Raw genomic sequence first — 13,526 nt, 5'->3', positions numbered from 1 at the left:
ATGTTAACGCAATGTAAAATCAGTGAGATGAATGGATTCACATCACAGTATTTCCCCAGAAGCTAACTAGTACTCCAAACTATTCTTATTTATGAAATGTATAGAAAAAATAGAACTCCAGTCATCCTAAATGACCGGAGCTCTCTTTTTATTAACAACCAGTTTATAGCCTACGCCCCGAATCGAATCGATATGAACCGATTCTGGATCTAGCTCAAGCTTTTTACGGAGTGAACTCACATGTACGTCCACTGTACGCTGTCCACCAATGTAATCAAAGCCCCATACAGCATTCATGAGATCATCTCTCGTCAACACAACTCCTGGCTTACGCGCCAAATATAACAGGACTTCGAACTCTTTAGGCCGCAAGTTAATACTATGCCCACCGAGGGAGACTTCATATCTCTCAGGGTATATCTCTAATTGACCTAAAATAATGGTAGAAGCAGAGATAGGTGTTTCTGTCGGTGCTTCTTCAGCAAGTCCAGAAATCCGCCGAAGTACAGCACTTACTCTTGCAAGTAGTTCGGAGACGCCGAATGGTTTGGTGATATAATCATCAGCACCTGATTTCAACCCTCTAACTACATCTTCTTCCGCATTTTTGGCGGTCAACACAATAATAGGTGTTCGGATACCTTGTCCACGCAATTTATCAAGGATGTCAATGCCATTCATACCTGGCAACATCAGATCTAATACGATCAAGTCAAAAGGTTCCCTCGTCGCACGATCATATCCTGCCGTACCATGATCCTCTACTGTCACCTCGTAACCTTCCTGCGTTAAGTTATAGGACAGCAGCCGGGCCAGTGTCGGTTCGTCTTCAATGACAAGCAATCGTTGAGCCATAGGTTCCCCCGTCTTCCATATAGTTTGATTTTTACAAAACAACAACAAAACAATCATATCACCATAATGTTAACTTGGTGTAAAATCGAAAGGTGAATTTACAGAAATCTAATCCACCTTTTCTTCCTGCAAGAGCGGCAACTCAATAATAAATGAGCTTCCGATCCCCAAATCACTTTTTACCGAAATCACACCATGGTGCATATCTACCAAGTGCTTCACAATAGACAGCCCCAGTCCAGTTCCGCCGGAGCTTCTGGATCTTGCCTTATCCACCCGATAAAATCTTTCAAAAATACGCGGCAGATCCTTTTTGGGAATGCCCATCCCCGTATCGGTAACGGTAAATTGAACATTCTCAGAACCATCTGGCTTCAGTATATTCTTAACATAGACTTTTACGCTACCCCCTTCATGCGTATAATTAATCGCATTGGAGAGCAAATTCATAAAAATTTGACGCAGTTTATCCTCGTCTGCCTCAATGAACAGCTCCTCAGGGACCTCAACATTAAGACTAATATTCTTCTTCTCAGCCACTTTGCTAATGGTTCCTAGCACAGAATCAAAGAATTCAATGATATGAACAGGTGAACAATCGAGCTGCACACGTTTTGATTCGATTTTAGATAATTCTAAAATATCTCCTATTAATCGATTTAAACGTTCGTTCTCATCATAAATAATTTGTAAAAAGGAACGGGCTGTCTTCTCATCCTTGACCCCACCACCCAGCAAGGTCTCGGCAAAACCTTTAACAGCAGCAACCGGCGTCTTCAATTCATGGGATACGTTAGCGACGAATTCACTCCGCATCCGCTCAAGTCGACGTATCTCTGTTACCTCTTGTAGAAGGAAGAGCATCCCTCTGTAGGACCCATCCTGGATCATAGGTACTGCGTCCATACGTATAATTCGTTCTCTAGGATTGTAAATACTCCGTTCTTCATGGAGCGGTTCTTTACTCGATACTCCTTCTTCAAGCAGACGAGTCAGTTCATAATGACGTTTTAGCTCTTTGTACGAATGACCCGCCATTTCACTGTTGCTAACATCCAGCATGTGCTCCGAAGCCCGGTTTAGCAGGGCAATTTCTTCGTCCGCATTGATCATTATGATGCCGCCAGTCATATTGTCCAGTACGCTTTGCAGCAGATCTTCATTATCACGAATGGTCTTAAGCTGAGCCTGAAGACTGTCAGCCATGGCATTAATCGCTGTTGCCAGCTGCCCAACCTCATCTTTGCGCTTCAAGTGGACTCTTGCATCATAATCAAGATCTGTTATCCGCCGTGCGACTCTCGTAATTTGTTCAAGCGGTGAAGTCATGCTCGATGCCACTTTATAGCTAACAATAGTTGCTAACAGGAATAAAACAACTAGCCCCCCAGCCATTATCATCCAAGCACGATTAAGCCCTTCCGTTACTGCATCAAGTCCCATCGAGACCCGAATGTATCCGTCAAAACCCTGATCCGAGGTTACCCGCTCAGCTACATAAAGCATCTCGCGATCCAAAGTTTCGCTGTAACGAATGGCTCGCCCAGTCCCCTCTTTTGCCGCAACAATCTCCTCTTCACGATCAGAGTGATTGTCCATCTCCAGCGGATTTTTCTCTGAATCCCCTAAAACTTTACCTGACTTACTAATAAAAGTAATCCGGGAATCTAGAAGCTTGGCGATATGCTCAGCCTGCTCCGTATAATACGAAATTGCATTAGAGCCGTCCATATCTACAAATTCCAAAGTACCAGCGAGTAGATTTATTTCCCGGGACATGTTCTCTTCGAGAGCAGCTATATGGGAGCTCTTAAACAGATGAGCCATCGTAAATCCAGTGCCAATCATGGAAATGCCGATTAAGGCCATAAGTATAAACGTAAGACGCGCGCGAAACGGTTTCATCTAAAGTGTGCCTCTCCCTTTATCGTTGTATCTTTTATCCTAACTTCATTTTCATCAAAAAACCAGTGCTACTATTTTCGTGAAACAAATCCCCACTATAATAGATTATATAAAAATAACAGCCCAGTTTGATCATCTCTGGACTGTTACTTTGTATTACTTTTGTAAAATATCGTGTTTTCATTCTATACAGGTTGCAAGAAACCACTGATTGCCTTGAATATCTCTAATCCCCGCTCCTCTTTCTCCATAAGACTTATCCAGAGGTTCTTCAATGATAGATGCCCCGGCGTCCAAGCACTTACGAAAGGTCTCATCCACATTTCTTACATAGAGATGAATCGCGAGCTGTACTGGTGAATATTTCTCGTTGGCTTCAGAAACCTCTATGATTGAATCCCCAATTCTCAGCTCGGCATGTCTAATCTTTCCTTCATCATTCCGCAGCATATCATTAATTCTAGCATCAAAGCAGTTCACAACAAACTCAATCAATCGATCTGCACCTTCGACGATAAAATACGGGGTAACATTCAGAAGACCATTTCTAATATAATGCGGTACCATTCATCTACCTCCTTTAAACAAGCTCGGTAAATAAGGTCATCCTCTTTACACCTTATTTACCGAGCTGTAAATCACCTTATTTAAACACAGGCTCTTTGAACTGGGTCAGCTTGGCTGCGGAATCTTTTTCTACATCTGCGTGCAGACTGTTGCCATGGGCATCCATCGTTACTATAGCAGCGAAGCCCTCCACATCCAAATGCCACATCGCCTCAGGAATACCAAATTCCATGAAATCAACCGCATTTACTTTCTTGATGCATTCCGCATAATACTGTGCGGCACCACCAATTGCATTGAGGTACACGCCCCCGTGCTCCTGAAGGGCTTTTAATGTTTTTGGACCCATTCCACCTTTTCCGATGACGGCACGAATTCCAAATTTCTTGATAATATCGCCTTGATAAGGCTCTTCACGGATACTAGTAGTCGGACCTGCTGCTTTAACATGCCAGCCTTCCTCGTCCTTCATCATTACAGGACCACAGTGATAGATCACGGCACCGTCCAAATCCACCGGAGCGTCATGATCCATTAGATATTTATGAAGTGCGTCACGGCCCGTATGCATTTCACCGGATAAAATGACTACATCCCCAACTCGTAAACTCCGGATATCCTCTTCACTAATCGGTGTGGTCAGACGTACTTCGCGAGATTCAGTAGCTGCATTGTTGTCTCCTGCACCTGGGACTTCTGATTCGGATGCCTGATCCCTTCCATCCTCTACCGAGATCCCTGTTCCGCTCTCATATAGCCACTCCTCAATATTGCCGGTTGATGGATCAACCAGTACACCTTGGCGGCGGAACGCCCAGCAGTTATACGCAACAGATACGAAAAAGCTGGCTGGGAGACGATTCATAACGCCGACCTTACAACCAAGCAGCGATACTTCCCCACCAAAGCCCATTGTTCCTATGCCCAGCTTATTGGCATTCTCCATGATGTAATCTTCCAGTTTACTGAGATCCTCTATCGGATTAACATCCTCCACTTTACGGAATAACTGCTTCTTAGCCAGCTCATAGCCAGTCGTGCGGTCGCCGCCGATCCCAACGCCAATAAAACCAGCACTACAGCCTTGCCCTTGTGCCTGATAAACGGCATGGAGAATACATTTGCGGATTCCGTCCAGATCACGACCTGCTTTGCCCAATCCTTCTAATTCTGCCGGAAGGCTGTACTGGATATTCTTATTCTCACAGCCTCCACCTTTTAAAATAAGTCTAACGTCTATTTTATCTTCTTCCCACTGCTCGAAATGAATAACTGGTGTTCCTGCCCCCAAATTATCTCCGCTGTTCTCACCTGTTAGTGAATCTACGGAATTAGGACGAAGCTTGCCGTTCTTGGTCGCCCGTACGATGGCGTTATGAATATCTTTTTTCATCTCAATCTGATTGATTCCTACAGGTGTGTGAATGATAAATGTAGGCATCCCCGTATCCTGACAGATCGGAGACACTTGTGCCTCAGCCATTCCGATATTTTGAGCAATCGTAGTTAAAGCAAGACCTGACCGGGTAGCTCTGTCCTCTAGCGCGCGTCCCTTGGCGACCGCCCGGCGTACATCACCCGGCAAGTTCGTGGACGTTTCTACAATTAGATTATAAACGCTGTCTTCAAAATGCTGCATATTCATTCAAGCTCCTCTCAGCAGATCCAGATTATCTAAAGTCTGATACAATTAATATAATAATATCATACCTAGCACCGCATGAAAGGGGTTACTTTAAAATTGAACTACCATTTTTCCGCCTATTTATATCGGCTTCAATATATTCAGCGTTGGAGCCTAATGCGAAGCACCGCACCGGAGAACGTTGCTGAGCATTCTTTTCATGTTGCCCTGCTCACACATATGCTCTGTTCCATTGGTAATGTTCATTATGGGCGTTCATTAAATGCTGAAAGAGCAGCAACTATGGCCCTGTTTCATGATGCCAGCGAAGTGTTCACTGGTGACATTGCCACGCCAGTGAAATACAATAACCCTCGTCTACTTACTAGCTTCCGCGAAATGGAAAGAGTTGCTTCGGAACGCTTAACCGGTATGATTCCTTCCGAGCTTCAGGGCATTTACAAGCAACTGATGCAGCCAGAAGATAGTACTCCCGATTCGGAGGACGTCCTGCTGCATAGCTACGTTAAGGCAGCCGATCGGCTGGATGCCTACTTGAAATGTGTGTGGGAGGTTGCTGCGGGCAACCGTGAATTTGCAGCGGCGAAAGAGCAAACAGCCGCGAAGCTGCGCGGGCTCGGACTACAGGAAGTAGATTACTTCCTGACTCATATGGCACCGAGCTTTGAAATGTCGCTGGATGAGCTCTCTGCCGGAAACTAAACCCCATGATCAATACAAAAAAAGCTCTAGTTCAGCTAATCCTGAATTAGAGCTTTTTATATATAGATCTAGGTTAAGCTGTAGCCTCTACCCGTTTACAACCTCGCCACCATTTACATGAATAACCTGTCCAGTCACATAGCTAGAATCATCGGAGGCTAGATATACATATGCCGGAGCCAGCTCCTCTGGCTGTCCCGGACGCTTCATAGGCTGTGTACCCCCGAACTCGCTAACCTGCTTCGCATCAAAGGTAGACGGGATAAGCGGTGTCCAAATTGGACCCGGAGCAACACCATTTACCCGAATGCCTTGCTCCGCCAGATTCGTAGATAAGGAACGTGTGAAGCTCAGAATCGCTCCTTTTGTTGAAGAATAGTCCAGCAATTGTGGGCTACCGCGATAAGCGGTAATCGATGTCGTATTGATGATAGCAGATCCTGCTTTTAGATGAGGCATAGCCGCTTTGGTCAAATAAAACATCGCAAATATGTTCGTTCGGAATGTACGCTCTAGCTGCTCGGAAGTAATGTCTTCAATCTTAGCTTGCGGATGCTGCTCCGCCGCGTTATTGATGAGAATATCCAGTTTACCGAGGCCCTCTACCGTCTGTTTAATTAGATCCTTACAGAAGGATTCCACACCAATATCTCCGGGAATTAGAATACATTTGCGACCTTCCTGCTCCACCTGACGTTTCGTTTCCTCTGCATCAGAGTGCTCATTCAGATATGAAATCACTACATCAGCGCCTTCTTTAGCAAAAAGAACAGCAACAGCCCGTCCGATTCCACTGTCTCCTCCAGTGATAAGCGCCGCCTTACCCTCCAGCTTACCTGCTGCTTTATAATTAGCCGGCTCATATTTCGGCAACGGCTTCATTTCGCTCTCAATTCCTGGCTGATGATGCTGCTCTTGCGGGGGTAAGGTTTTGGTAGCTTGCTTATTGTTTGACATAATCCCTATCTCCTCTCGTTAGCAATTGATAGTTAACTGATCGTCTTAGGATGGCTCAAGTATTAATGTTTATACGTACTTGCCCAATTTCTCAAACCACTTTTCGATAAGTTCTTACCACGCTGCAGATAGAATCAAACAATCTGAAGTTCATTTAAACACAAAAAAAACCACTCTCCATTACGGGAGTGGGCTCATCGTGATTCAGATTAAATGATGTCGTTAAAAACCATAAAGAATACCATGAGCAGCAATGACACTGACAGCAGCGCACTAAGCGTACGCAATTTGCCTGTTTCTGCTTTAACATCGCGGTTCTCACGAATTCCAGCAGCTGCAAGGCGCAGTGGCTTGCTCATAATACCGCCAAGTGCAAACATAGCTAGTAGCAATACAACAATAATAATCATCCATGCTACAGAATAATCACCTTTGGTCATCATGTAACCACCTGTAAGTAGTTGAATCACTAAACCGTACTGTGCAAAGCGGTTAAATCCAGTAACTGCACTTAACGTACCTTCTTTTGCTGCAGGTGACAATTTTTCAGCACGACCGATGATGAAAGGCAATACAAGGTAAAATCCTAGTGCCAGCGTCCCTATCATATGTAAGAAAAACAAAACGTTCCAATCCATATCATATCTCCTCCAATTTAACTGTGATAATAGTTACATCTTATTATACCCATAATAATAGAATAAGAAAAGCAACATAGGTGACCATTCTTTGAAGTTGTTGATAATAAAAGAGAGAGTCCTTAAGCCGTTTCACGGCCTTTGGGACCCTCCCCTTACTTCTACACAAATTTACACAGATAATAAAGCTGTTACCTCGCGTACGGATTCAGCGGACTTATCCAAAGCCGCTCTCTCCTCAGCCGTAAGCTCCAGTTCAAAAATCTTCTCAATCCCATTCGCACCAAGAAGAGCTGGAACACCCAGAAACAGATTGTCATAACCATATTCGCCTTCAAGCATGGCAATAACCGGAATGATTCGTTTCTTATCCTTCAAGATAGCTTCCGTCATTTGAACCAAAGAGGCTGCAGGCGCATAATACGCACTACCGTTTCCTAGAAGGTCAACGATTTCTCCGCCACCCACACGTGTTCGTTTCACAATCTCCTCGATACGATTCGCAGGAATCAATGTATCGATTGGAATGCCTCCGACACTAGAATAACGTACGAGCGGTACCATATCATTGCCGTGTCCGCCTATTACGAAACCTCGTACATCTTCAACGGATACGTTCAACTCTTGTGCAATAAAAGTGCAATAACGGGCTGTATCCAGCACGCCGGATTGTCCAATAACGCGATTCTTCGGAAAGCCTAGCGCTTCAAATGCAGCATAAGTCATTGCATCTACCGGATTACTCAAAATAATTACGATAGATTCAGGCGCTACATGTCTTATGTTCTCGCATACCGACCTAACAATTCCTGCATTGATATTCACAAGATCGTCGCGGCTCATCCCAGGTTTACGGGCAATCCCTGCAGTGATAATTACAATATCAGAATCTACAGCATCTTCATAACTTGAGGTCCCGGTAATATGACTGTCGAATCTCTGCACAGGACCTGCTTCTTGCATGTCCAGCGCCTTACCCTTGGTTGGGTTCTCCATTTGCGGAATATCGAGCAGCACAACGTCACCAAGTTCTTTCTGGGCTAACATAAGAGCTGTAGTAGCGCCGGTAAAACCGGCGCCTACCACTGTAATTTTATAACGCTTGATTGCCACAGATTCGCCTCCTAGAAATGATAAAGGTAAGGCTAATATGATCTGGCAATTCTAACTTATAGGTGGTTAATAATTTCGTCTGCAAATGCGGAGCATTTCAGCTCAGTTGCACCTTCCATCAGACGAGCAAAGTCATAAGTCACGGTCTTATTGTTAATAGCCGTTTCCATCCCTTTATAAATCAGGTCCGCTGCTTCCTGCCAGCCCAAGTGCTCCAAGAGCATTACGCCGGACAGAATAACAGAACCAGGATTCACAACGTCTTTGTCAGCATATTTAGGAGCTGTACCATGGGTAGCTTCAAAAATAGCGTGGCCAGTAATATAGTTAATGTTCGCTCCAGGAGCGATGCCGATGCCGCCGATTTGTGCAGCAAGTGCGTCGGACAGGTAATCCCCGTTCAAGTTCAACGTAGCAATAACATCGAAATCAGTTGGACGAGTCAGAACTTGTTGCAGCGCGATATCCGCAATTGCATCCTTGATAATGATTTTGCCAGCAGCTTCAGCATCCTTCTGAGCAGCATTAGCGGCAGCCTCACCGTCACGTTCCTTAATCACATCATATTGACTCCAAGTGAAGACCTTATCTCCGAACTCTTGCTCAGCTACTTCATAACCCCAGTTTTTGAAGGCACCTTCAGTGAACTTCATGATGTTTCCTTTGTGAACAAGCGTTACGCTCTTACGTCCATGCTTGATCGCATATTCAATTGCAGCGCGCACCAAACGCTTCGAACCTTCGGAGGATACCGGTTTGATACCAATACCAGAGGTTTCAGGGAAACGGATTTTGTTAACTCCCATTTCTTTTTGCAGGAATTCGATGACTTTCTTCACTTCAGCAGAGCCTTCTTGATATTCAATCCCTGCATAGATATCCTCTGTATTCTCACGGAAAATAACCATATCCACCAGCTCAGGACGTTTAACAGGAGAAGGAACACCTTGGAAATAACGAACTGGACGCAGACATACGTACAAATCCAATTCTTGACGCAAAGCTACATTCAATGAACGGATACCGCCTCCGATTGGAGTAGTAAGTGGTCCCTTGATCGCCACAAAATATTCGCGGATTGCTTCCAACGTATCATTTGGCAACCATTCACCATATGTATTGAAAGCTTTTTCGCCAGCAAATACTTCGTACCAAGCGATTTGCTTAGTACCACCATAAGCTTTAGTTACTGCTGCATCAAGTACGCGCTTGGAAGCTTTCCAAATATCACGGCCTGTGCCGTCACCCTCGATAAAAGGAATGATTGGATTATTCGGAACTTGTAGTTTTCCTTCTTTAATCGTGATTTGTTCGCCTTCTGTAGGTAGATCGAATTTTTCTAGTTTCAACATTTGAGTGTATTCCTCCTAAAGTTTTGTGGGATTTAAATAGCATTGACAAGCATCGAACAAAACTCTCATCATCATTAAATCAAAAATTTAAAACACTATTGCTAGGGTTCATTCTACTAAACATTAGGAGCAGCCTGCAAGGCTGCCCTTCTATCTTTCGTCCACTGGAACGTATTTCTGTTCAATCATACCTGTGTATTCTGCACGTGGCCGAATAATCCGGTTATCTGTATATTGCTCCAGAATATGTGCAGTCCAGCCTGAAGTCCGGCTAATTGCAAAGATAGGAGTGAACAGCTCACGTTCAATACCCAACTGTGTATAAACTGACGCCGAATAGAAATCAACATTCGGTTTAAGTCCCTTTTGCCCGGTAATCAATTCCTCAATATTTACGGACATATCGTACAGCGTAGTATCATTCTTCATCGTGCCAAGTTCCAAAGACATTTTCATCAAATGCTTTGCACGTGGATCACCATTCTTATATACTCGATGACCGAAGCCCATGATCTTCTCACGGTTATCCAGCTTCTTACGGATATAAGGTTCAACCGCTTCCAAACTTCCGATCTCCTCTAGCATCTTCATAACGGCTTCATTCGCCCCACCGTGAAGCGGGCCTTTGAGCGCACCAATAGCGGAGGTAACCCCGGAATAAATATCCGATAATGTCGCAACCGTAACCCTGCCTGCAAAAGTCGAAGCATTCAGCTCATGGTCCGCATGAAGAACAAGTGCGGTATCAAGTGCTTTGACAGATACGCTGTCCGGCTCTTTTCCCCACAGCATATAGAGGAAGTTCTCAGCAATAGAAACGCCTTCTTTCGGAGCCACTGGTTCAAGCCCTTTGCGAATACGCGACAGTGCCGCCACAATTGTTGGGAGTTGTGCCTGCAGTTTTACCGCCTTAATCTCGTTCGCTTCTCTGCTCATATCGTCAGCCGTTTCATCATAGAGAGCCAGGCTTGATACAGCCGACCGCAACGCTGCCATGGTGTTGGCGTCTTTTGGATAGAGCTTCATTTGCTCGATTACCTGCTCAGGAATCTGTGCAAAAGCACTGAGATCCCGCTTGAGTGCTTCCAGCTCTGGCGCCGTCGGCAGACTGCCGAACCATAACAAATAAGCTGTTTCTTCGAAGGTAGCATGTTCTGCAAGTTCATCAATATCATAACCGCGGTAAGTGAGTACACCATCCACAATAGAGCTAATGGATGAAGTTGTTGCAACGATACCTTCCAAGCCTTTGGTAGCTGTCATAGCATATCTCTCCTTTGCCAACAAGGTATAAAAACAATCTTCACTTCAATGAAAACATTTCCAATTTAAAGCATTATAAAATCTAAAAAGTGCGTTAAAAAACATTTCTGTCAGGAATGCTGAATGACCAACATACTCGTATCTTTATTCATCATACTGGATTTTGTCGGTTATGTGAACAATGTGGAAGCTTTGCAGCGCATCAAATGATTTTATCAGAGAGATAGAAAAAAACTTCTAAACCCCTGATTCAATATTGCCATTTCAGTTTAGAGATTCCGGCCCATTCTAATATTTATCCCATATTCTAGTCTTTAAATAGGTTCTATGAATATATATGAAGACGAGCTCTTATTCCCCTGTATGTGCAGGAATGAAGAAGGTGTGGTCTCAGTATGGATCGTTTGGTATTAAAAAGGCTGCTGCGCGGCCTGTGGGTCGTTCTGGCTACTTCCATCCTCCTGCTGGCAATCTATCTATTGCTTCCGCTGTTATACCCGCTGCTGCTCGCTTGGCTGCTCGCCTATATCATGCATCCATTAGTGCTTATTCTGAAAGGCTTCAAATTACCAGGCTGGTTGGCGGTATCGCTCGCTCTGTTATTTTACATAGGTGGAATCGCACTGGTCCTGACCGCGATGATTACAAGACTCGTTAAAGAATTAATCGTCCTGCTTCAGACCTTTAATCTCCACACCGACCAATGGAAAGATCTCCTGATGTCCTTAAGCCAGAATGCAAGCTTACAGAATATCATCAACCAAATTAATCAATTCTACCGCGACAATCCTGACTATCATGCTACGATTGACAGCAATATCAGCAGAACAACGGAAACCGTAGGATACGCAGTCACTCAAGTGGTCACAGGATTTTTTAATGTAATATTAAAACTGATCTCCGCACTTCCTAGTATGGGTACAATTCTTATCGTGGTTGTTCTTGCTGCCTTTTTCATTAGTACAAGTTGGGAGCGTCATAATGAGAAATTCACAAGCTGGCTGCCAACAGCATTCCTAAAGCCTGTATCTGATATCTGGAGAGATTTACGCAGAGCGCTTTTCGGTTATCTCCGCGCTCAGGTTATTCTGATCTCCATCACAGCGATCATTGTTGTGATCGGGCTGTTGCTGCTGGGTGTGAAGTCCGCGTTTGCTATCGGCTTAATGATTGGCTTTGTCGATCTGCTGCCTTATCTCGGTGTGGGAATTGTGATGCTGCCTTGGGCGCTGTATTCTTATATGACGGACAATCTGGCACTGGGAATCGGACTCTCCATACTCTATGCCGTTATCCTTATTACCCGGCAGGTGCTTGAGCCAAAAGTGCTCGCGAGCAGCATTGGACTTGATCCCCTTGCCATGTTGATTGGCATGTTCGCCGGCCTGCAATTATTCGGTATGCTAGGGCTAATCATCGGACCTGTTGTTCTTGTTATCCTTGTTGCCTTTAACCGTGCCGGCGTATTCCGAGCTTTACACAGCTACATTGTTAGCGGCCGATTAAGATAGGAACCCATAATTATCAATTCGCAAAATAGCAAACAGAGCGGGCCCTTCGTCAATGACAGGGGTCCGCTCTGTTATTGTTGTGAACAGGATTCTAACGACGGTAAAAGGTGAAGGTGCCATTCTTCATCTTCTTCTCAATCCACTTCAGCAAAAATATACGGTACAAAGGCCGAGTCAATGGAAAAACTAGCGTGAACCCGACAATATCGGTTACGAAGCCTGGCAATATCAGCAGCAATCCTCCAAAAAAAATACATAAGCCGTCCAGCATCGTCCGACCAGGAACACGGCCCTCCTGCATATGTGTTTTGCTATCCTGAAGCACCTTCTTACCTTCAAAACGCATCATTAGCAGGCCGATTACCGAAGTGGTCAGCATAAGCAGCAGTGTTTTGAATGCTCCAAGTTGATCTGCTACGTAGATAAAACCGAATAATTCCACAGCAGGAATAATAAATAGTCCAGCCCATAACCATTTGCTTCTAATCATACTGAACTCCCTTCTTCCCGCAGCGCCTCTTTTATTGCGTGAAAGAGCTCTGGAAGGGCTCTATCCAGCCTGGCAGGCCTCCATTCCCGGTTCACCCAAACATGACTTGTCGTGCCGGTAACTAACAGCTCCCCAGGTGGATCCATCGACCGCAACTCCCCTAAAGTAGCTACTAAATCTTCTGAATTTCTACCTTCTTCTTCCGAAAGTCTCCGCACTTGATACTCAAATACGACTCTTAACGCTGAGAAAGTAATCATTCGCGCATACACGGTGATAAGATCATCATATCGCGCCGGACTTTTAAATTGCAAATCTGCTGAAGTGACAGGAAGTAAGACACCTTGTTTCTCAAGTTCACGATAAGTAAAACCAACCTGACGGAACATCTCTGTACGACCGGACTCAAACCAGTTCAAATAATTCGCATGATACACAACGCCCATCTGATCACTTTCCTGATATCGAACACGCAAGGTCGACTTATACCATCGGCTGGGTAAGCCAGCTCGCTCTAATTCCATCTAA

Annotated in this window: 13 protein-coding genes; 2 read left to right on the top strand and 11 right to left on the bottom strand. The window is 44.6% G+C overall.

Annotated elements, in window-relative coordinates:
• Positions 1-126 precede the first annotated feature (126 nt).
• From ACDZ28_RS18425 to ACDZ28_RS18410, 4 genes are all read right to left on the bottom strand, one after another.
• Positions 127-855 (bottom strand): response regulator transcription factor, encoded by a 729-nt coding sequence (locus tag ACDZ28_RS18425; protein ID WP_042125998.1) that lies wholly within the window; start codon positions 853-855, stop codon positions 127-129.
• 108 nt (positions 856-963) lie between these two features.
• On the bottom strand, positions 964-2,760 hold the full coding sequence (gene pnpS / locus ACDZ28_RS18420) for a two-component system histidine kinase PnpS (protein WP_341111686.1): 1,797 nt from the start codon (positions 2,758-2,760) through the stop codon (positions 964-966).
• A gap of 180 nt (positions 2,761-2,940) precedes the next feature.
• The gene (locus tag ACDZ28_RS18415; RefSeq protein ID WP_042125994.1) at positions 2,941-3,327 is read right to left on the bottom strand and encodes a VOC family protein; all 387 of its coding nucleotides are present in this window, start codon (positions 3,325-3,327) and stop codon (positions 2,941-2,943) included.
• Positions 3,328-3,403: 76 nt separating this feature from the next.
• Entirely contained in the window at positions 3,404-4,966 is a 1,563-nt protein-coding gene (locus tag ACDZ28_RS18410; RefSeq protein WP_042132013.1) for a fumarate hydratase, read from the bottom strand.
• A gap of 102 nt (positions 4,967-5,068) precedes the next feature.
• On the opposite strand from ACDZ28_RS18410, the gene yfbR reads away from it, so the two are divergent.
• Entirely contained in the window at positions 5,069-5,674 is a 606-nt protein-coding gene (gene yfbR, locus ACDZ28_RS18405) for a 5'-deoxynucleotidase (RefSeq protein WP_156114765.1), read from the top strand.
• Between the two features lie 87 nt (positions 5,675-5,761).
• Here yfbR and ACDZ28_RS18400 read toward each other — a convergent pair whose 3' ends face one another.
• The 5 genes from ACDZ28_RS18400 to citZ form a co-directional block, all read right to left on the bottom strand.
• Entirely contained in the window at positions 5,762-6,631 is an 870-nt protein-coding gene (locus ACDZ28_RS18400) for an SDR family oxidoreductase (RefSeq protein WP_042125991.1), read from the bottom strand.
• A gap of 209 nt (positions 6,632-6,840) precedes the next feature.
• A complete protein-coding gene (locus tag ACDZ28_RS18395) occupies positions 6,841-7,269 on the bottom strand; it encodes a hypothetical protein (RefSeq protein ID WP_042125989.1) in 429 nt (142 codons plus the stop codon).
• Between the two features lie 171 nt (positions 7,270-7,440).
• A complete protein-coding gene (gene mdh, locus ACDZ28_RS18390) occupies positions 7,441-8,382 on the bottom strand; it encodes a malate dehydrogenase (protein WP_042125987.1) in 942 nt (313 codons plus the stop codon).
• Positions 8,383-8,438: 56 nt separating this feature from the next.
• On the bottom strand, positions 8,439-9,734 hold the full coding sequence (icd, locus tag ACDZ28_RS18385; protein WP_042125986.1) for an NADP-dependent isocitrate dehydrogenase: 1,296 nt from the start codon (positions 9,732-9,734) through the stop codon (positions 8,439-8,441).
• A 150-nt stretch (positions 9,735-9,884) separates the two neighbouring features.
• Positions 9,885-10,997 carry a citrate synthase gene (gene citZ / locus ACDZ28_RS18380; RefSeq protein ID WP_375102443.1) on the bottom strand — a complete coding sequence of 371 codons (1,113 nt, stop codon included), beginning with the start codon at positions 10,995-10,997 and terminating at the stop codon, positions 9,885-9,887.
• Between the two features lie 395 nt (positions 10,998-11,392).
• On the opposite strand from citZ, the gene ytvI reads away from it, so the two are divergent.
• Positions 11,393-12,508, top strand: a complete 1,116-nt coding sequence (ytvI, locus tag ACDZ28_RS18375) for a sporulation integral membrane protein YtvI (RefSeq protein ID WP_042125983.1) — start codon at positions 11,393-11,395, stop codon at positions 12,506-12,508.
• A gap of 91 nt (positions 12,509-12,599) precedes the next feature.
• Here the strand turns inward: ytvI and ACDZ28_RS18370 are convergent, their stop codons facing one another.
• The gene (locus ACDZ28_RS18370; RefSeq protein WP_042125981.1) at positions 12,600-12,998 is read right to left on the bottom strand and encodes an FxsA family protein; all 399 of its coding nucleotides are present in this window, start codon (positions 12,996-12,998) and stop codon (positions 12,600-12,602) included.
• A complete protein-coding gene (locus ACDZ28_RS18365) occupies positions 12,995-13,522 on the bottom strand; it encodes a thioesterase family protein (protein ID WP_042125978.1) in 528 nt (175 codons plus the stop codon). The genes ACDZ28_RS18370 and ACDZ28_RS18365 overlap by 4 nt, the downstream gene beginning before the upstream one ends.
• Positions 13,523-13,526 lie beyond the last annotated feature (4 nt).

The sequence above is a fragment of the Paenibacillus sp. RS8 genome, assembly GCF_041956825.1.
Lineage (GTDB): Bacteria > Bacillota > Bacilli > Paenibacillales > Paenibacillaceae > Paenibacillus_AQ.
The sequence above is the reverse complement of the archived record's forward strand: the minus strand, read 5'-3'. Positions and strand labels throughout refer to the sequence as shown.